Source organism: Ruegeria sp. AE3, from assembly GCF_056542225.1.
This window is the reverse complement of the sequence record NZ_JBQFZL010000001.1, coordinates 305058-323568: the sequence shown is the minus strand read 5'-3', so window position 1 is coordinate 323568 and position 18511 is coordinate 305058. Positions and strand designations below refer to the sequence as shown.

The following is an 18511-nucleotide window of genomic DNA, read 5'->3' as shown; positions in this document are numbered from 1 at the left end:
TCCTCCCGGTTTATCGAGCCATCGCTTCATGATTCGTGGCTCTCACAATTCTGAGTATCATATTTATTTCAGTCAGTAAAATATTTATGCTACCGGAAAGAAGAAAAACCGCTTACGCTTAGGAAATCACCAGATTCGCGAGGGCAGGATGCTGAAAAGCAAGGTTTCTTCAAACGCTACGGATCAACGAAACATCACCCGTTTGCGCGTGCTGGAACAAATCCGGTCGACCGGGGCGATATCGCGGATCGACATTGCAAGCGCGCTTGAGACCAGCCCAGCGACAGTGACGGCGGCAACGTCAGATCTGCTTTCAGCTGGTCTGATTCAGGAAATCGAAAGCGAAACACCGTCAAAATCCGCGCGCCGCGGCAGACCACGTGTGCTGCTGAAGCTGCATGGCGGATGTCACCTGATTGCCGGTGTAAAAGTGGCCCGGCACCAGATTTCAGTCATCCTGGTCGATTTTGAAGGCACCGAGATCACCTCTTACACTCATCCGCTGGAGGAGGCCCGGATGGCCCCGGAGGCGTTTGCAAAAAAGATATGCGCGGCGCTGGACCAGGCTTGCGTCTCTGCAAGCAGGTCCCTGACAGAGGTTTCCGGCGTCTGCATCGGAATTGCCGGACTGGTCGACGCAGAGCGGAACTTTGTACATTGGTCATCTTCGCTGACAGTGCGCAACGTGGATCTGAGCCCGCTTCTGTCTCAAGTGCTCCCCTGCCCCGCGTTCATCGAGAATGACGCTAATCTGGTTGCAAAGGCCGAACAGCTTTTCGGGCTTGGCAAAGGGTTGAAGAACTTTCTGGTTGTCACGATAGAACACGGCATTGGTCTGGGCATTGTGTTGGATGGCAAGCTATATCGCGGCGAGCGCGGCTGCGGTGCGGAATTCGGGCATGTCAAAGTTCAGCTGGATGGCGCGTTATGTCAGTGCGGGCAGCGCGGATGCCTTGAAGCTTATGTTGGGGAATATGCCCTGATCCGCGAGGCAACCATTGCCAGCCAGGCTACTGACCCGCACACTCTTGCTGATATTCACGCAGCTGCCCAATCCGGTGATGCCCGGTCCATTTCCGTTTTGTCGCGCGCTGGTCAGATGTTTGGAATGGGGCTTTCCAACCTGATCAATCTGTTCGATCCGGAATGTATCATCCTGTCCGGCACCCGAGGCAGCTTTGAATACCTGCATTCCGACGCAGTGATGACCCGCATCAATAACGGTGTTGTCAGCGTTGACGCGCCGCTGCCTGAAATCAACGTAAACCATTGGGGGGATTCAATGTGGGCAAAAGGGGCGGCGGCCTATGGGATCGAACAAGTCTCGATTTTGAAAGTCAGGGAACTGGCGGAAAATGCGAGTTGAACTGACGATCCTGCTAGCGACAGCGTCTGCCGCCTTGGCTGACATCAGCCTGCCACAGTTTAACAGCATCGACGTCCCCAGCCATGTTTACGACGGCGGGTGGGAGCACTTCGTCGGCGGAGGCGTTGCCGTTTTTGACTGCAACGGCGATGATCGGCCCGAGCTGTTTGCCGCAGGAGGAACTAATCCAGCTCAATTGTTTGTCAACACATCAGGACCCAATGTCAGTTTTCGGTCAGAAACGCCAAGCGCACTGTCTCTGACCGGCGTGACCGGCGCTTACCCACTGGATATCGATGGAGACGGGTTTGTGGACCTGGCAGTATTGCGCGTTGGTGAAGACGTTTTGTTGCGTGGCAAACCAAATTGCGCATTCGAACCGTTCACCTCGTTGAATTTCCAGTCTCAGGATCACTGGACCACCGGATTCTCCGCCACTTGGGAAAGCGGTCAAACCCTGCCGACACTGGCTTTTGGAACATATGTCGACCGAACCAACCCCGATGGCCCGTTTGAAGCCTGCGGGCCGACGCTTTTGTATCGCCCCGAAGGGGCGGCCTATGGCCCACCTCTCCACCTGGCACCGGGACATTGTTCCTTGTCCATTCTGTTTTCCGACTGGGCGCGCAGCGGGCGCGCGGACCTGCGTGTCAGTAACGACCGCCATTACTATGTGCGCGGCGGGCAAGAGCAGCTTTGGGCTATGGAAGACACGCCACGCCTTTACGCGCCGGAAGATGGGTGGCTGCCCTATTCGATCTGGGGCATGGGGATTGCATCAAGGGATATATCAGGGGACGGCTTCCCGGATGTTTACCTGACCTCGATGGGGGACCAGAAGTTTCAGATCTTTGATCCCACTGCCGAGGGGCCGACATGGCGCGACGCGACTTATGACCGGGGAACAACGGCGCACAGGCCGCATGTTGGTGGCGATGGCCGCCCCTCAACCGGCTGGCATGCGCAGTTCGGCGACGTCAACAACGACGGGCGCGACGACATATTTGTCGCCAAGGGCAATGTCGAACAGATGCCCGATGCAGCGCAAACTGACCCCAACAACCTGTTGCTGCAATCCGCAGATGATCAGTTTTTCGAGGCTGCCTCAGCGGCGGGTGTCGCCTCTATGGGCAAGTCCCGCGGTGGAGCCCTGGCGGACCTGAACGGGGATGGATCGCTTGATCTGGTCGTGGTCAATCGCGGGTCAGCGCTTGAAGTATTTCAGAACGAACAACAACTTGGAAACTGGGTTCAGGTTGATCTTGGCCAGGATCGTTCCAACCGCGCAGCTGTCGGCAGCTTCATCGAGGTCAAAACCACCGACGGAATTCAAACACGGGAAGTGACCATTGGCGGCGGTCACGCAAGCGGCATCTCAGGGCTTCATCACTTTGGCCTGGGCAACGCGGACGAACTGGCGCTGCGGGTTATCTGGCCAGACGGCACAGTTGGTGATTGGCAGACCTTCAGAAGCAATCAGGTGCTTCGCATCGACCGCTGATCATTGATCAACAGGCAAACCGCTGGGCACATGCGCAGGCACACCTAGCCGGACTGCCGGGTCTTCCAGTGTGCTGAGGAAACTTAGAATGGCGTTCACCTCGTCATCACTCAGGCTGATTGGGGCCAGTTCATTCGACGCTGCAATCGCCTCGATCAACGTGGGGTCGAGCAAGGCTTTTTGATCTTCCGCGCCCGGAAACTCTGGCAACGCTGCTTTTTCGATCGAGTAACTGCGCAAAGCTGCGACCGGATCCAGATGATGACGGACAACATCTTCAAGCCGCGCGTAGGCTCCGTTGTGACCATAGGGTGCCGTCAGGGTTACATTACGCAAGGATGGCGTGCGAAATGTGAAGGCGTCATCCGCATTGCCCGTCACACGCAATCGCCCGTCATCGCGAACATGGTTCTCGAACCGGGCGGCTTTTCCCGGCCCGATTTGCGGCATGGCGATAGAATGAAACCCATGATCCGTCTGGAACCAGCCGGAATGGCAGGTGCTGCACCCGGCCTTGCCGAAAAAAAGGTCGAGCCCCATTTGCGCCTGCTCGGGCAGCTCCTCTTTTCCTCGCATCGCACGATCAAACAGGCTGTTGTCAGCGCGCCATTCAAAAGCGATGAAATCAGCAATGATATTGGCGATTGCGGTAAAAGTGATCTCTTCTCCGGGCGCGAGCTGGTCAAAGCGTGTCCTGTATTCCGGGATTGCGGCAACACGCGCCGCGATAAGATCCCATGCGCCATCCTTTTGGGTCAGCAAACCAAGACGTACGGCTTTGCTCACTTCGTTTTCCGAATAGTGGCCCGCCATTTCGTCAGCCGACAAGACCGGGAACATCGCTTGCGCGGCCAGTGCAGATTGGAAGCCCGGCCTCATATCTGTGCCCAAGGGCGTTCTGAACCCGTCAGGCTGTGACGGGTCTGCCTCAAGACGCCCGTCATGAAAGAAGGTGGTGAATTCCAGCGCCCCAAGGTTCCACAGCCCCGGTGCATTTCGGGGAATGCGCTGCTCGGGCATGTTTTCCTGATCAAGCCTGCGCGCTGCCCCCAGCCCCACACCGCCTTCACCGATACCCAGAGACAGCGCGTCTGACGTTCCCAGTTTCGGATGATGACAAGTGGCGCAGCTGATGTTTTTGTTCCCCGACAGGATCGGGTCGTAAAACAGCAACTGTCCCAGTTCGACCTTGGCAAGGTCCGGTTCTACAAATTGAGGAAGCGGCCCGAGGTCCTGCGCCTGCGCCTGCGCCGCCGACAGTGTCACGCAAAAGGCCAGAGCATACACCGATATCGCAACTTTCATGCCTGATCCTCTGCGATTTCCAACGTCAGAACTTGTTTATAGGGTTTGTCCGGAGAATAGATGACGGACGGAAACAAGGGGTGGTTCACAGCGTCCGTGTAACCGGAAGGCTCAATGCAAAGCCCTGCGCATGGTGTGAAAGGATCAGACAGGTACGACGCGGAATAGACCTGCGCGCCGGGCTGATCAGAGTAAACACTCATGCGCAAACCTGACGGTGTTTCAACCGTTGCAACCGGTCGATTTGATTTGCCCGCCTCTTCAAACACGAAGTAGTGGTCAAGGCCACGCCCCTCATCACCGATAACGCGCTCGGATGAGAAATCCAGCGCTTGCGTTTCAAGCTCATTCACGACGCCTGTCGGAATGGAGCTGTCGTCCAACTCCAGTACCCGCTTGGAATTCAGTGTCAAACGGTTGTCAAGAATACCGCTTTGACATCCCAGAGAATAGTAATTGTGCTGCGCGATACTGATCGGTGTAGACCGGTCCGGCCATGCGGTGATCGTGTAAGTCAGCCGTGGAAAAGCCAGCTCGACATGAATCTCGAACCTGATTTCTCCGGGAAAACCATCATCGCCGTCAGGTGACGTCAACGACAGAACCGCACGGTTCGGCTTGGTCTTCCTGATAATCCAGTGGCTGCGCGACAGCCCGAGCGCACCGCCATGCAGCGTGTTTTCCCCCTCATTCGCTGTCAGGCGATAAGCGGCATCCTGCATTTTAAACGTTGCGCCACCGATCCGATTGGCGACGCGACCCACGATTGCGCCTATGTAATACGGGTCCGCCAAGTATTCCTGCGGGTCTGGATAGCCCAGGATCAAGGGCGTTTCACCGATCCACCACCCTTGTGTGATCGCACCATAACTCAGCAGCGAGACCGACATCACACCATCTAACAGAACAACCTGTTCGATTGGTACTGAAGTGACGTCCTTCATCATGACGCAGACAGGGGGGATAGAGCCGCATAAAATTGGCGGTATCTTTGATATTCAGCCTCATAGGCGTCGAATAACCCCACGCGCGGTTGAACTATTTCAGAGATTTCTGGCGATGTCATGAGCTCCGCCGGATCTGCAACTTTTACTGCGCAGGCCGCAAGGCGTGCCGCGCCTATGGCGGCTCCGAATTCACTGCCTTTAGGCAAGGCAAGCGGGATGTTCAGAACAGTTGCCAGCGTCTCGACCCAGAAACGGGATCGTGCGCCCCCACCGACGACCATCAGGCTTTCAGGGTTGGTTCCCGTGCTCCTGAGGGCTTCAAGGCAATCTCGCAGCGCGAACGAGACACCTTCCATCACGGACTGTGCAAGATCCTCTGGATCCGACGCAATATCCAGCCCCATAAACGCCCCCCGGATAGCGCTGTCATTATGAGGGGTACGTTCCCCCGACAGATATGGCAGGAACTTGGTCTTCGACGGCCCGGTGACGGTATCCGGCAACGCCGATGCGAGTGCACCAACGGATTGGCCGAGGTTCCGGGACAGCCAGTTCAGACTGTTGGTCGCCGACAGGATGACACCCATTTGAATCCAGTGGTCCGGCACCGCGTGGCAGAAGCAGTGAACCGCCGTTTCCGGTGCGGGCGCGTAACTGTCCTTGGCAACCAGCAGCACACCCGACGTTCCCAGCGATAGAAAACCGCTGCCTTCGGCGATACTTCCTATACCACAGGCAGCCGCGGCGTTGTCGCCTGCCCCGCCCGCAACGACTACGGGTCCGGTCAGGCCCCAGTGCTGCAATATCTCCGCCCTCAGCTCGCCCCCGACGGCGCTGCCTTCGACCAGTTCGGGCATCTGATCCCGGCGCATGTGGCTGAGCTCAAGCGCTGTTTCCGACCATTTCCGACGTCCGACGTCCAACCACGCTGTACCCGCGCTGTCGGACATTTCACTTATGTATTCTCCGGTCAGCCAGAAGCGTAAATAGTCTTTGGGGAGCAAGACTTTGGAGGTTTTTTCAAAAACGTCAGGTTCATGCCTGCGCATCCATTCCAGCTTGGGCGCAGTGAAGCCGGGAAAAACGATGTTTCCGGTGATCGATCGCATCGCGGAAAGCGCATCCAGTTCGGCAGCTTCACGGGCAGACCTTGTGTCGTTCCAAAGGACACAGGGCCTCAATACGCTACCATTTCGGTCCAGAAGCGTTGCGCCATGCATATGCCCGCTCAGACCTATGCCCCGCACTGCCGAAAACGCAGCGCTGTTTTGCCCCTGCAACTGGGCAACGACCTTTTGACACGCTTCAACCCAATCCGCAGGTTCCTGCTCTGACCAGCCCGGATGCGGTGTCGATGTGTTCACGCTCGCTTCGGCCTCGGCAACGACGTCACCGTCTTCACTGACCACAATTCCCCGAAGACCTGACGTCCCCATATCAAGACCGAGATACACCTGCTCCTCCCATTTGTAAGCCGCAATACTGAGGCAACAGAAACCCAGTTTTGCAAAGGCATCAGGTTTCACTGGCACGGTTTGCGCTAACATCACAAGGTGAAACAAGACAAGGAATATAAAAATGATGTCGTCCTGGACAGCACTGAATGACCCAGACCCAGACAGCGACCAATACGAAGGTGCCCGATAAGAGGTGACCTGAACTAAGCCGCGGGAGAAATTTTTTGCGATTGTCTGGCAACATGTTTCCGTAAAAACTTCGGAATGTTCTCATCTTACTGATTTCGGGCAGGCAGAGCTTCTGACACCATGATCAGTCGCAAGAAGGAAATCGGCGAATGAAATCACATGCCAAAGTTGTTGTCGTTGGCGGCGGATGTGTGGGCGCGTCCATTCTGTACGGTCTGACACAGCACGGCTGTAGCGATGCGGTGATGCTGGAACGGACCACACTGACCTCAGGCTCGACCTGGCATGCCGCCGGTCTGCTGGTCACCTTCGTGCGGTCCCATAACGTGTCGAAGATGACGATGGAAACCATCCGCATCTATTCAGAAGTCGAACAGAAGATGGGTACGTCGGTAGGCTTGCGCAAAGTGGGTCAGCTGCGCGTTGCCAACACCCAGAAACGTTGGGATGAATTCCAGTCATATATCTCGATTGCCGAGGCTGCAGGTGTGCCCTGCAAACTGCTGACGCCCGCGGAAATTGCCGATGTTCATCCCCTTCTGAACCAGTCTGAGCATATTCGCGGCGGTTTCCTGCATACCGAGGACGGCTATGTGAACCCGGCCGACATCACCATGGCAATGGCAAAGCTGGCGCGAGATGCGGGCGCCACAGTCTATCAGAACACCGAAGCACAGGCGTATGAAAAGTTGGAAAGCGGTCATTGGAAAGTGACCACCAATCAGGGAGAGATCACGTGCAAGCATTTGGTTTTTGCCACCGGCAATTATGCCCGTGAAAATGCCCGACGCGTTGGGCTGGACCTGCCCTGCATTCCCATCGTTCACCAGTACTGGACCACGGAAACAGTTCCACTGCTCAAGGAACGTCGTGCGCAGGGTTTGCCCGAGTTCCCGATCCTGCGGGATGAGGATTACGGCGCATATCTACGCGAAGATGTCGGCGGCATTCAGTTCGGGCCCTATGAGTTCACCAAGGACCTGAAGCTGTTTGCCGAAGACAGCGTGCCACCTGACTTTGGCGCAGACCTCTTGCCCGAGGATTTCGATGCCGTGGAAACCCAATGGGAACGGGCTATTGAGCGGGTTCCGGTCCTTGGCGAGGTGGGCATCAAGGCCAACACGCGCGGACCCTTCCAAATGACGCCGGACGAATTGCCACTTGCCGGGCCAGCGCCAGGGCACAATAACCTGTGGCTGGCCGAAGGGATGCCCGGCGGCATTCTGTGGGGCGGCACCGTGGGCGAACGGCTGGCCCGTTGGATCGTCGACGGTGATCCGGGCATGGACATGTCGGAACTGGACCCGCGCCGTTTCTCGGACTACGCCTCTAAACGCTGGACCATGGACAAGGTTCGCGAAACCTGGGGCACACATATGAACGCGCATATCCCCGGCGAAGATTTCCCGGACGCGCGCCCAATGAAAACCGTGGGGTCTTACGATCTGCTGACGGCGCATGGCGCAGTCTGGACCAGCTTCAACGGCTATGAATTCCCGCGCTGGTTCGCCAAATCGCCGCAAGAGGCGATCCCTGAACATTCTTTCCGCCGCACCAATCACATGGAACGCGTTCAGGAGGAAGTGCACACCACCCGCGAAGAGGCCGGGTTCATCGAGATGTCGCCAATGACCAAGTTTACTGTACGCGGTCCCGGCGCCGCGCGGTGGCTGGATGGTCTGATGGCAAACAAACTGCCTAAAGTGGGCCGGATGAGCCTGTCGCTGTTGTTGAACGCAAAAGGTGGCATGGATGCGGAATACACAGTTGTCCGCTATGCCGAGAATGATTTCTATCTGGTCTCTACCCCGAATTGGCGCGCCTATAACTGGGATCAGCTGCAACGTCTGCTACCACAAGATCAATCGGTTATCCTTGAAGACGTTTCAGAACAGTTGGGTGTGATCGCTCTGGCGGGTCCCAAGGCGCGTGAGATTTTGCAACCGCTGACCGACAACGATTTGACGAACGCAGCTTTTCCCTGGCTCTCTGCACAAAAAGGTGAAGTTGGTTATGCCAAAGACGTTCACCTGCTTCGGGTATCTTACACAGGCGAGCTGGGCTGGGAACTGCACCATCCGGTCGGGTATAACCGCCATCTTGTCGACCTGCTTTTGAAAGCCGGTGTAAAACCCTTCGGGCTTGAGGCGTTGGAGTCCATGCGCCTTGAAAAATCCTATCGCGCCATCAACCGTGAGATTTGCAAGGACATGACACCATATGAGGCCAGCCTTGATCGGTTTGTCGTCACCGAGGGACGCGAGTTCATCGGAAAAGCGGCGCTGGAGAAGCAGAGATACGAGGGCAATCACAAACGGCTGGTCACGTTGAAACTTCCCTTTGGCGAAACTTCGGTGATGTTCGATGAAGGTGTTTATGCAAACGGTGAACTGATTGGTCGCGTTACATCGGGTGGGTTTTCTTATTATTGCAACCACGACATAGCGATGGCACTTGTACCAAACGATATGACCGCGCCGGGTGCAAGGATGCAGGTGTTGGTCCATAACGAAATGCGCGATGCCGAGGTGATCGATACTTGCGCCGTTGATCCCACCAACGCACGTGCGCGTGCCTGACCCCTGAAGTAAGAAGACTGGATTTGAAAACATGACCGAACACTCGATCAAAACGCTTTCTCTTGCCGAGGTTCGGGCGCTGGCGAAAGCCGTACTTGTTTCTGCCGGAGTTAATGCACAGGGCAGCGATTTTCTGGCCGACATTGTTACCCGGTCCGAGCGGGACGGCCCGCGCAGCCACGGATTGCGTATGCTGCCGGTCTATGTCCAAAGCTTCACCTCGGGCTATGCAAACGGCAATGCGAAGCCAAAGATAGAAAAGGCTGCCCCGGGCGTTCTGCGCTGTGACGCCGATAACGGGTATTATCAGGTCGCGGCAGCCGAAGCCCGCGACATGTTGATCGAAATGACGCGGGAAAACGGCATTGCCGCTTTCACCTGCGCAAATTGCCACCATCTGGGCGCGTTAAGGTTTGACACCGAACCGCTTGCCGAAGCTGGTCTGGTGGCTTTCGCCGTGATCAACTCATTGTCCATGGTGGTGCCGCAAGGCGGGGTGCGCCCGGTATTTGGCACCAACCCGATGTCTTTTGCCTGTCCGCGCGAGGGCGGTGCGCCGATAGTCTGGGATCAGGCGTCTTCAATGGTTGCTTTGATGGATATCCGCATGGCCGCAGCCGAGGGGCACGACCTGCCCCACCCTGCCGGTCTGGACCCTGACGGCGCACCCAGTACGGACCCGAACGCTATCCTGGAAACCCGCAGCCTGTTACCTTTTGGCGAGCACAAGGGCGCCGCAATCGCTTTCATGGTTGAAGTGTTGGGTGCCGCCCTGGCTGGTGGAACCCTTTCCGTGAACAATCAAGAACGTGAGGCGTTCGGAGCCCTTAACATCAAAGGCGGTGCAACACTGATTGCGATTGATCCGACGCGGTTCGGCAACGAGGCCTTCAATCAATATATCGCGCGCATTTGCTCAGAAATTGTCGGTAATGGGGACGCCCGTGTTCCGGGTGATGGGCGTCTGGCCAAACGGGCGGCAGCCGAGGCTGACGGTGTTGAGGTCAGCGCCGAGGTTCTGGCCACGTTAAACGCGTCCTGAAAAACCTGCGCTCAGCTTTCTGGCTAGAGGGCCTTCCTACGACACGGGCGGATTCAAGCGCCAATCCAGCTTTGAACAGGCGGTAATCTTGCCGAACCAAGCACGGATGCGACAGTCCATTCTCCCCTCGTAACGGCGGTCCGTTGGGGTCTGAGTCGTCGCACTTATCGACCGCCGCCCGCAACAAATAGCCTGGAAAAGAAGTCAAACAGGTCAGCGTGACACTCTAATGGCAGGATATGCGCCACATATTGGTCCGGCCTGACGACGACCATACAGCCCTTTGTCCGGTCAATTCCGCGCATTTCGTAGATGTCTTCACGCCTCTTGTGATCAACGCAAAAAACCTTCTCGAAGTCGCGCAGGCCATACCTGCCCTTCTCGGGTTTCAAAAGAGACGGCATATCCTCATAATTCAGCGATATGAAATCCTGCGGGAAGATGGCCCGTAGGTCTATCAAACCGTCGATGTCTTCGTCAGGGCGCACAAACCGTCGCAGAGGAGAGTTCGGATCGCTTTGCAAAACCTCGCAAAGCTGATGGATCGATCCGCCTTGGGTACCTGCGTCTCTCTGTCCTGCGAAGGCATAGAGCCTCCAGCGCGCATCCGCTTCGGCCACATGCCCCAATTGCATGGGCATGGCATCTGCAAGCCGGACAACTGGTGCTGAATGAAATCGCTTGCCTATAACCAGCCCACGCGCCAGATGCTGGTGAACCGGTTCGGCGACCAAGTCCGAAGGCCCATAGTGAACCGAAAGCCCGCCGGTGAATTCCAGATTTTCGATAAACTGTTTTTGAAATCGGGGCATGTCGGTGCCGTCAAGCTCTGACTCGCCCGGTGGCGCACTCATGATCCGGGCCCATTTATGGTCGGTTTCGACCAGTCTTTTGGCCTCTTGCAAACGCTCGGCCGAGTAGCTGTGAAGAAGGTCAGGCATTGACCTTCCTGTCAGCACATGCACCAGTTTCCAACCCAGGTTGAATGTATCGCCCATCGACACGTTCATCCCCTGACCCGCCTTGGGGCTATGGGTGTGGCAGGCGTCGCCCGCCGTGAACACGCGCGGGGTACGTGTTGCAATTTCATGCTGCGGGACATCGTCGAACTTGTCGGTCAACCTGTGGCCGATCTCGTAGACCGACCACCAAACGACTTCTTTTATGTCGATGGAATAAGGACGCATGATCCGGTTCGCGGCAGCGATGATATGGTCAGCCGTCAGATTGCGGTTGGCGACCCGCTCATCCGGGTTCAGCTTGTCAAGCTCGACATACATTCGGAACAGGTATCCGCCTTCGCGTGGAAGGATCAGAACGTTTCCTTCCGAAGCCGATTGAACAAGGCATTTCCGCCGCAAGTCGGGGAAATCGGAATTCGCCAATATGTCCATAACGCCCCACGCCTGGTGTGCGGCGTCGCCTTGCAGCTTACCCCCGATAGCCCTGCGCACATTGCTGCGTGCACCGTCACAGCCTACGACATAGTTCGCACGTACTGTAAGCCGTTTAACCACGTCACCATCATCGCCCAGGCGTTCAAGCTCGGCCGTGACAGGGTGATCCGTGGAACCGGTATCAATCGTCAAATCGCTGACACGAAGCCCGTAATGGGGTTGCAACCGCGTTGGAGCATTTCTCATCACCTCCAGAAACAGCTCATGAATCCGGGCCTGATTCATCAAGGTATGTGGCATCTCGGATTGATCGTCGGCCACGTCCTGCACCGTGCCCGCCCGGCGGATGTGGTCCGGGTTTGCGGGATCGGGCGTCCAGAATGCCGTTTGGTTGACCCAATACGCTTCGCGCTTCACTTTCTCAGCGAAACCAAACGCCTGAAACATCTCCATCGAACGGACGTTGACACCGTCCGCCTGGCCTTTCTCCATCGGACCCGGCTTTTGATCCACGATCATTGTCGAAATTTCGGCGAACCCGGCCAGTTGCGCCGCAAGGCAAAGCCCGGCCGGTCCACAACCCGCGATCAGAACATCAACCTTTTCGGGGAAGGTTGTGGGGTGGTTGTGGTGACCGAACGCAGCCGGTTTGATATCCGGATCACCCGGACGAAATCCATCAACGTAATATTGCATTGCCCCCTCCTCCGCAGGTTCATGCAATTTTAATAACTATACTTACTATTTCTTGTCAACAAAGATATGTACACTCACTAATTGCCGCGGTAGTTCTGAAAAAGTGACGGCGTAAAGTGATTTCGGAGGTTTTGAATGAGTATTTACGGAATGGCGGGTCACCTCATCCGCAGGCTCAATCAGATTTCAACCCACGTGTTCTCGGTCCGGATGCAGGAGGCCGGGATTGACCTTACATCCGTTCAGTTCGCAGCACTTGAAACAATTCGCGCCGAACCCGGCATTGATCAGGCCACAGTCGCGGCGAAAATCGCCTATGACCGCGCAACAATCGGCGGGGTCATCGACCGGCTGGAGCAGAAAAACTACGTCAAACGCTCGGTCAGTCAACGTGACAGACGCGCGCGAGAGGTCACCTTATCCGGAAAAGGAAAAGACATCCTTGCGGCGGCTATGCCAGTCGTAATTGACCTGCAAAACGAGATCCTCGGAGGGCTAACTCCGAATGAACGCGAAACGTTCCTGAAGCTCGCAGGCAAGGCAGTTGATGCTGTCACCGACGATAACACACGGCCTTGAATTACAAAGCGGACGCTGGTTCAATTAAAACAAGGAAAGCAAATCCACAATTTTTGAGCTTTAGTTTCCGAAACTAGAAACTAAAATCTAAGAAATCTCAATTTACCTTTGAGCCAACCGAGGGCAATGTAATCCTGAGAGGATAAATTGCGTCCGCGCATGACCTGTCTGATGCGTAGCGTTTCGACGAAAAGGTTCACATGTGTGAACATTCTGTTTTCCGAAAAGGACCTGAAACCAAACACTAAAAAAAGTGGATATAACTCGTTATAAAACATAACTAATATGAGCAATCATGAACAGGGGATGATACTCATAGGTCATCTAGGGAGGAGACCATGACCAACTTGCGCAGAACCATACTCAAATCTGCAGTGACGGCGATTGCTTTCGGTGCCATGTCAACCACTGCCATCGCGGCCGAAGTGACACTGCGGATGCACCAATTCCTGCCGGCACAAGCCAACGTACCCAAGAACGTTCTGGATGTCTGGGCCGACAAGGTCGAAGCGGATTCGGATGGCCGGATCGAAATTCAAAGGTTTCCGTCCATGCAGCTTGGGGGCAAACCCCCCGAACTGATCGACCAAGCCATTGATGGTGTGGCAGACATTGTCTGGACTGTGTCCGGATATACACCAGGCCGCTTTCCCCGAACCGAGGTGTTCGAACTGCCGTTCACCATGACTAATGCCGAAGCCGTCTCACGCGCCTATTGGGATCTGGCCGAAGAAACCATGATGGACGATGACTTCAAGCAGTTCAAAGTACTCGGGCTCTGGGTGCACGGCCCCGGTTTGATCCATTCAAAGGAACCGATCGAAAGCATCGAGGATCTGAACGGCGTAAAGCTGCGCGCACCGACACGCGTAACCAACGGCCTTTTCAGCTCGCTTGGAGCAACCCCGGTTGGCATGCCTGTTCCTGCGGTGCCTGAAGCGCTGTCCAAAGGCGTGATCGACGCCACCGTGATTCCCTGGGAAGTGACCGGCGCCCTGAAGGTCAACGAGCTGGTCGGAAACCACACGACCTTTGGCGACGACACGCTATACACCACCACTTTCATCTTCGCGATGAACAAGGACCGCTGGGATGCACTGCCGGATGATCTGAAGGCCGTCATCGACGCCAACTCGGGTGCTGAATTCTCGGCCTTCGCAGGCAAGCAGATGCAGGCCGATGACGACGGGCCTCACAAGCAGGCGATGGAACGCGGCAACAACATCATCACGCTGAGCCCGGAACAGGTCGCGGAATGGAAGGCAGCATCACAGCCGACCACTGACGCCTGGATCGCCGAGATGGATGAAAAAGGTCTGGACGGAACCGGTTTGCGCGCCCGCGCGCTCGAACTGATTTCGCAATACTCCGGCAACTGATCCGGTCGCTCTTCCGGCGCTATTTCACGCCGGGAGAGCAATCCCTTTGGAGTTGATCATGCGGAAACTGGTAGAGCGCATCGCGCGCTTCATGGCCGTTCTCGGCGGTGTGGTTCTGACTGCGCTGGTCCTGCTGACCTGTGTCAGCGTGCTGGGGCGCGGCCTGAATACGCTGGGCCACTCGGACGTTATGACGTCACTGTCGGAAGCAGCGGCAAATGCGCTGATTGCATCGGGCGTCGGACCGGTGAATGGCGATTTTGAACTGGTCGAAGCCGGCATTGCATTCGCCATATTCTCGTTCCTGCCGATCTGCCAGCTCTATGGCTCTCACGCCACAGTCGACGTATTCACCAACACGCTTCCGACAAAGGCGAACAAAGTGATCATCACATTCTGGGAATTCGTCCTGTCGCTTGTCATTCTTTTGATTACGTGGCGCTTGTTTGTCGGCATGCAAAACAAGCTGGACTATGGTGAAACGACCTTTCTGCTGCAATTTCCGGTTTGGTGGGCCTATGGGCTAAGCTTTGTTGCCGCCCTTGTCGCATCACTTGTTGCTGTCTATTGCGCCGTCGCGCAGGTCATCGAGCTTGTCACCGGGCGTCATATCCTGCCCTACCGCGGGGAGGCCGCACATTGACCATGCTCGAACTGGGCTACGTGTCCTTTCCCGTACTTCTGATCATGATCTTTCTGCGCGCACCGATTGGCCTTGCCATGTTGCTGTGCGGGATTGGCGGGCTGTATTTTGCCATGGGTGGCACCAGCATGTTCATGGCCAAGCTCAAAACCGAAACCTACTCAACCTTTTCCAGCTATTCGCTGACGATCATTCCGATGTTCCTGCTGATGGGGCAGTTCGCGACATTGTCGGGCATGTCTTCAGCCTTGTTCAAAGCTGCTGAAAGCTGGCTGGGCCACCGCAAAGGGGGCGTCGCCATGGCGGCAGTCGGCGCTTGTGCCGGATTTGGCGCAATCTGCGGGTCCTCCCTTGCCACTGCCGCAACGATGAGCCGTGTCGCGCTGCCCGAACTGCGCCGCTACGGCTATTCCGGCGGGTTTTCAACCGCAACGCTTGCTGCTGGCGGCACATTGGGCATTCTGATCCCGCCTTCGGTGATCCTTGTGATCTATGCGATCCTGACGGAACAGAATATCGCTAAGCTGTTTCTCGCGGCCTTTGTCCCCGGCATTTTGGCAGCGCTCGGCTATATCATCACGATTTCGATCTATGTGCGCATGTATCCTGACGCCGCGGGCACCCGCGAAGCGATCCCATATCCTGAACGCGTTCGGGCACTGCTGGATGTCTGGCCTGTCCTTCTGGTTTTTGGCCTTGTTGTCGGTGGCATCTATCTTGGCTGGTTCACCCCAACCGAAGGCGCAGCCGTGGGGGCGGCGGGAACCGGGCTGATTGCTCTGATCTCGGGCAATCTGAACTGGCAGGTCTTCGTCGAAAGCATCATTGCAACGGCCTCAAGCACGGCGATGATCTTCTTCATCGTGTTGGGCGCAGGGCTGTATAACAGTTTCCTAGCGCTCACTCAGGTACCGCAGGAACTGTCTGGCTGGGTCGTTGGACTTGGGCTCAGCCCGTGGATGGTGTTGTGCCTGATCCTGGTGTTCTACCTGATCTTTGGATGTCTGATGGACAGCCTGTCAATGATCCTGCTGACTATCCCGATCTTCTTTCCGGTCATCAGCGCACTGGATTTCGGCATGAGCCCCGAGCATGTGGCCATCTGGTTCGGTATTCTGGTTCTGATCGTTGTCGAGGTCGGGCTGATCACCCCTCCGGTCGGGATGAACCTGTTCATTATCAACGCTATGGATCGTTCAACCCCGATGACCCAAACTTACAAGGCAGTGATGTGGTTTGTCACCTCTGACATCATTCGGGTCATGATCCTGGTGCTGTTTCCGGCCATTACCCTGTTCCTGATCCCCTAGCGAAATCACCATCAGCGGTCCGGGGCGGGCCCATCCGAAAATAGATATGAGACACAACAATGATTGAACATACTAAAATGGAGAGAGCACGATGCAGTTAAGTGGATGTGTCGCCCTGGTCACCGGCGGCGGAAGCGGGCTGGGTGCTGCAACGGCTAGGCATTTCGCCGCCAGCGGAGCAAAGGTTGCCGTTTTGGATTTCAATGCTGAAGGTGCGAAGGCAGTTGCTGACGAAATTGGTGGTCTTGCCCTGCAAGCCGATGTCAGTGACGAGGCCGCCGTCAGTGCCGCGTTTGAGACGGCAATAGCCCATTTCGGGTCGGCACCCAGAATCGCTGTCAGTTGTGCGGGCGTCGGCATGGCGGCCAGGATCGTCGGGCGCGAAGGCAAGCTGTCATTCGACGTGTTCGAGAAAACTCTGCGCGTGAACCTTTTTGGCACCTACAACGTCATGAGCCACGCGGCGAGACACATGGCCGGTCTCGACCCGTTGGCTGACGGTGAACGCGGTGTGATCATCAACACGGCGTCGGTTGCGTGGCAGGACGGTCAATTGGGTCAAGCCGCTTATGCCGCATCCAAAGGGGCAATCGCCTCGATGTGCCTGCCTGCCGCACGGGAGCTCGCGCAGTCGGGGATTCGGGTGATGGCCATCGCACCTGGCCTGTTCCACACGCCAATGATGGAAGGCTTGCCGGAAGAGGTCAGTGCCAAGATCACTGCGAACATTCCCTTCCCGGCCCGCCTTGGCGAAGCGCGTGAGTTCGCAATGCTCGCCGAACAGATCGTTGAAAACCCGTTTTTGAATGGCACCACTATTCGACTTGATGGCGCCGTTCGTCTGCCGCCCCGGTAAGGAGTTCCCCATGGACAGCCAAATCCTGAACATTGAGGTCAACGGATCCATCGCGACCCTGACCATGAACCGCCCTGACAAGCGAAACGCGATGTGCGAGGAACTGTTAGGCGCGCTGGATGATTTCTTTTCAGCTCCACCCAAGAACGTACGCGTGGTGATCCTGACTGGAACTGAAGGGCATTATTGTTCCGGATTGGACCTGTCCGAGCATGTTCATCGTACCGCCGAGGAAAACCTGCACCATTCCCGCCACTGGCACAGTGTCATGGACAAGATCCAGTTGGGTGGGCTTGCGGTTGTCTCGGCCATGTTTGGCGCCGTGATCGGCGGCGGGCTGGAGCTTGCAGCGGCAACACATGTTCGCATCGCTGAACCTTCGACGATCTTTCAGCTTCCCGAAGGCCGGCGCGGAATATTTGTCGGTGGCGGTGCGACCGCGCGGGTTGGGCGCCTGCTGGGGGCCGATCGGATGACCGAGATGATGCTGACCGGCCGCAAATATGGTGCCGATGAAGGGGTATCGCTGGGACTGGCACATTATAGCGTGGGTGAAGGCGAGGCTTTAGTGCTGGCCCAAAAGCTGGCAGGTAAGATTTCCCGAAACGCGCCACTGTCAAACTATCTGATGATTCAGGCGGTCGCGCGGATCAATGAAATGTCGCAGAACGACGGACTGTTTACTGAATCGCTGGCCGCGGCCCTGTCGCAAACAACACCAGATGCGCAGGAAGGACTGCGGGCCTTTCTTGAAAAGCGCGCCCCGAACTTCAGGTGAACACATGAAAAAGAAACATGAACACACGCCAGAAGACGGCGCGCCTAACACGATCAGCGATGCCACGCTGCGGGGGTTTGTCGGTTATCGCATGAAACGGGCCTTCAATGTGGTGCAGGAAGACCTGACAACAACTCTGCGTCCCTTTGGTCTGCGAATGCTGACGTATACGGCACTGGTTCTCATCGTCGATAACCCCGGTTTGCGGCAGTCCCAACTGGCTGACGCAATGGATATCGAGCGCCCGAACCTTGTCGTCATCATTGATGAACTGGAGCGCAGGGAACTGATCGTCCGCGACCGGGTACCGACCGACCGGCGCGCCTATGCGCTAAGGACGACACTGGCGGGCAGGCAATTATATGAAAAGGCCGTCGCCGCGGTTACCGCCCACGAAGGCAAGCTGCTGGCCGGTTTGGATGACGCAACCATCACCACCGTTTTCGATGCCCTCAGGACGATCGAAAAAGCGAGGAAAAGGGGCTGA

Annotated in this window: 15 protein-coding genes; 11 read left to right on the top strand and 4 right to left on the bottom strand. The window is 56.5% G+C overall.

Translation table 11 applies throughout. The features are described from left to right. Positions 1–148: 148 nt before the first annotated feature. Both ACR0NZ_RS01585 and ACR0NZ_RS01580 read left to right on the top strand, forming a co-directional pair. Positions 149–1366 (top strand): ROK family transcriptional regulator, encoded by a 1218-nt coding sequence (locus ACR0NZ_RS01585; RefSeq protein WP_480516499.1) that lies wholly within the window; start codon positions 149–151, stop codon positions 1364–1366. Beyond that, positions 1356–2867 carry a CRTAC1 family protein gene (locus ACR0NZ_RS01580; protein WP_480516497.1) on the top strand — a complete coding sequence of 504 codons (1512 nt, stop codon included), beginning with the start codon at positions 1356–1358 and terminating at the stop codon, positions 2865–2867. Before ACR0NZ_RS01585 ends, ACR0NZ_RS01580 begins: the two co-directional genes overlap by 11 nt. Here the strand turns inward: ACR0NZ_RS01580 and ACR0NZ_RS01575 are convergent, their stop codons facing one another. From ACR0NZ_RS01575 to xylB, 3 genes are read right to left on the bottom strand one after another with little or no spacing between them, the layout of a single operon-like run. Next, complete coding sequence (locus tag ACR0NZ_RS01575) at positions 2868–4172, bottom strand: cytochrome-c peroxidase (RefSeq protein WP_480516495.1); 1305 nt, start codon at positions 4170–4172, stop codon at positions 2868–2870. Further along, entirely contained in the window at positions 4169–5119 is a 951-nt protein-coding gene (locus tag ACR0NZ_RS01570; protein WP_480516493.1) for an aldose epimerase family protein, read from the bottom strand. Before ACR0NZ_RS01570 ends, ACR0NZ_RS01575 begins: the two co-directional genes overlap by 4 nt. After that, on the bottom strand, positions 5116–6573 hold the full coding sequence (gene xylB, locus ACR0NZ_RS01565) for a xylulokinase (protein WP_480516491.1): 1458 nt from the start codon (positions 6571–6573) through the stop codon (positions 5116–5118). The genes ACR0NZ_RS01570 and xylB overlap by 4 nt, the downstream gene beginning before the upstream one ends. A 341-nt stretch (positions 6574–6914) precedes the next feature. Here xylB and ACR0NZ_RS01560 point away from each other — a divergent pair, with 341 nt between their 5' ends. Next, positions 6915–9344, top strand: a complete 2430-nt coding sequence (locus ACR0NZ_RS01560) for a GcvT family protein (protein ID WP_480516489.1) — start codon at positions 6915–6917, stop codon at positions 9342–9344. Between the two features lie 31 nt (positions 9345–9375). Further along, complete coding sequence (locus ACR0NZ_RS01555; protein WP_480516487.1) at positions 9376–10386, top strand: Ldh family oxidoreductase; 1011 nt, start codon at positions 9376–9378, stop codon at positions 10384–10386. Positions 10387–10550: 164 nt separating this feature from the next. Here the strand turns inward: ACR0NZ_RS01555 and ACR0NZ_RS01550 are convergent, their stop codons facing one another. Beyond that, a complete protein-coding gene (locus ACR0NZ_RS01550; protein WP_480516485.1) occupies positions 10551–12479 on the bottom strand; it encodes an FAD-dependent monooxygenase in 1929 nt (642 codons plus the stop codon). A gap of 135 nt (positions 12480–12614) precedes the next feature. On the opposite strand from ACR0NZ_RS01550, the gene ACR0NZ_RS01545 reads away from it, so the two are divergent. From ACR0NZ_RS01545 to ACR0NZ_RS01515, 7 genes are all read left to right on the top strand, one after another. Next, complete coding sequence (locus tag ACR0NZ_RS01545) at positions 12615–13058, top strand: MarR family winged helix-turn-helix transcriptional regulator (protein ID WP_480516483.1); 444 nt, start codon at positions 12615–12617, stop codon at positions 13056–13058. Between the two features lie 338 nt (positions 13059–13396). Continuing rightward, positions 13397–14437, top strand: a complete 1041-nt coding sequence (locus ACR0NZ_RS01540) for a TRAP transporter substrate-binding protein (protein ID WP_480516481.1) — start codon at positions 13397–13399, stop codon at positions 14435–14437. Between the two features lie 58 nt (positions 14438–14495). Continuing rightward, positions 14496–15080 (top strand): TRAP transporter small permease, encoded by a 585-nt coding sequence (locus ACR0NZ_RS01535; protein WP_480516479.1) that lies wholly within the window; start codon positions 14496–14498, stop codon positions 15078–15080. After that, positions 15077–16390 (top strand): TRAP transporter large permease, encoded by a 1314-nt coding sequence (locus tag ACR0NZ_RS01530; protein WP_209504353.1) that lies wholly within the window; start codon positions 15077–15079, stop codon positions 16388–16390. The genes ACR0NZ_RS01535 and ACR0NZ_RS01530 overlap by 4 nt, the downstream gene beginning before the upstream one ends. A gap of 91 nt (positions 16391–16481) precedes the next feature. Further along, positions 16482–17246 (top strand): SDR family NAD(P)-dependent oxidoreductase, encoded by a 765-nt coding sequence (locus ACR0NZ_RS01525; protein ID WP_480476332.1) that lies wholly within the window; start codon positions 16482–16484, stop codon positions 17244–17246. Between the two features lie 10 nt (positions 17247–17256). Next, positions 17257–18024, top strand: a complete 768-nt coding sequence (locus ACR0NZ_RS01520; protein ID WP_480516477.1) for a crotonase/enoyl-CoA hydratase family protein — start codon at positions 17257–17259, stop codon at positions 18022–18024. Positions 18025–18028: 4 nt separating this feature from the next. Then, positions 18029–18511: a MarR family winged helix-turn-helix transcriptional regulator gene (locus ACR0NZ_RS01515; RefSeq protein WP_480516475.1), complete on the top strand. Its 483-nt coding sequence runs from the start codon at positions 18029–18031 to the stop codon at positions 18509–18511.

What these genes read in the sequence shown, in the direction of transcription:
- ACR0NZ_RS01585 (WP_480516499.1), top strand. Translation starts at nt 149, where the DNA reads ATGCTGAAAAGCAAGGTTTCTTCAAACGCTACGGATCAACGAAACATC.
- ACR0NZ_RS01580 (WP_480516497.1), top strand. Translation starts at nt 1,356, where the DNA reads ATGCGAGTTGAACTGACGATCCTGCTAGCGACAGCGTCTGCCGCCTTG.
- ACR0NZ_RS01575 (WP_480516495.1), bottom strand. Translation starts at nt 4,172, where the DNA reads ATGAAAGTTGCGATATCGGTGTATGCTCTGGCCTTTTGCGTGACACTG.
- ACR0NZ_RS01570 (WP_480516493.1), bottom strand. Translation starts at nt 5,119, where the DNA reads ATGATGAAGGACGTCACTTCAGTACCAATCGAACAGGTTGTTCTGTTA.
- ACR0NZ_RS01560 (WP_480516489.1), top strand. Translation starts at nt 6,915, where the DNA reads ATGAAATCACATGCCAAAGTTGTTGTCGTTGGCGGCGGATGTGTGGGC.
- ACR0NZ_RS01555 (WP_480516487.1), top strand. Translation starts at nt 9,376, where the DNA reads ATGACCGAACACTCGATCAAAACGCTTTCTCTTGCCGAGGTTCGGGCG.
- ACR0NZ_RS01550 (WP_480516485.1), bottom strand. Translation starts at nt 12,479, where the DNA reads ATGCAATATTACGTTGATGGATTTCGTCCGGGTGATCCGGATATCAAA.
- ACR0NZ_RS01545 (WP_480516483.1), top strand. Translation starts at nt 12,615, where the DNA reads ATGAGTATTTACGGAATGGCGGGTCACCTCATCCGCAGGCTCAATCAG.
- ACR0NZ_RS01540 (WP_480516481.1), top strand. Translation starts at nt 13,397, where the DNA reads ATGACCAACTTGCGCAGAACCATACTCAAATCTGCAGTGACGGCGATT.
- ACR0NZ_RS01535 (WP_480516479.1), top strand. Translation starts at nt 14,496, where the DNA reads ATGCGGAAACTGGTAGAGCGCATCGCGCGCTTCATGGCCGTTCTCGGC.
- ACR0NZ_RS01525 (WP_480476332.1), top strand. Translation starts at nt 16,482, where the DNA reads ATGCAGTTAAGTGGATGTGTCGCCCTGGTCACCGGCGGCGGAAGCGGG.
- ACR0NZ_RS01520 (WP_480516477.1), top strand. Translation starts at nt 17,257, where the DNA reads ATGGACAGCCAAATCCTGAACATTGAGGTCAACGGATCCATCGCGACC.
- ACR0NZ_RS01515 (WP_480516475.1), top strand. Translation starts at nt 18,029, where the DNA reads ATGAAAAAGAAACATGAACACACGCCAGAAGACGGCGCGCCTAACACG.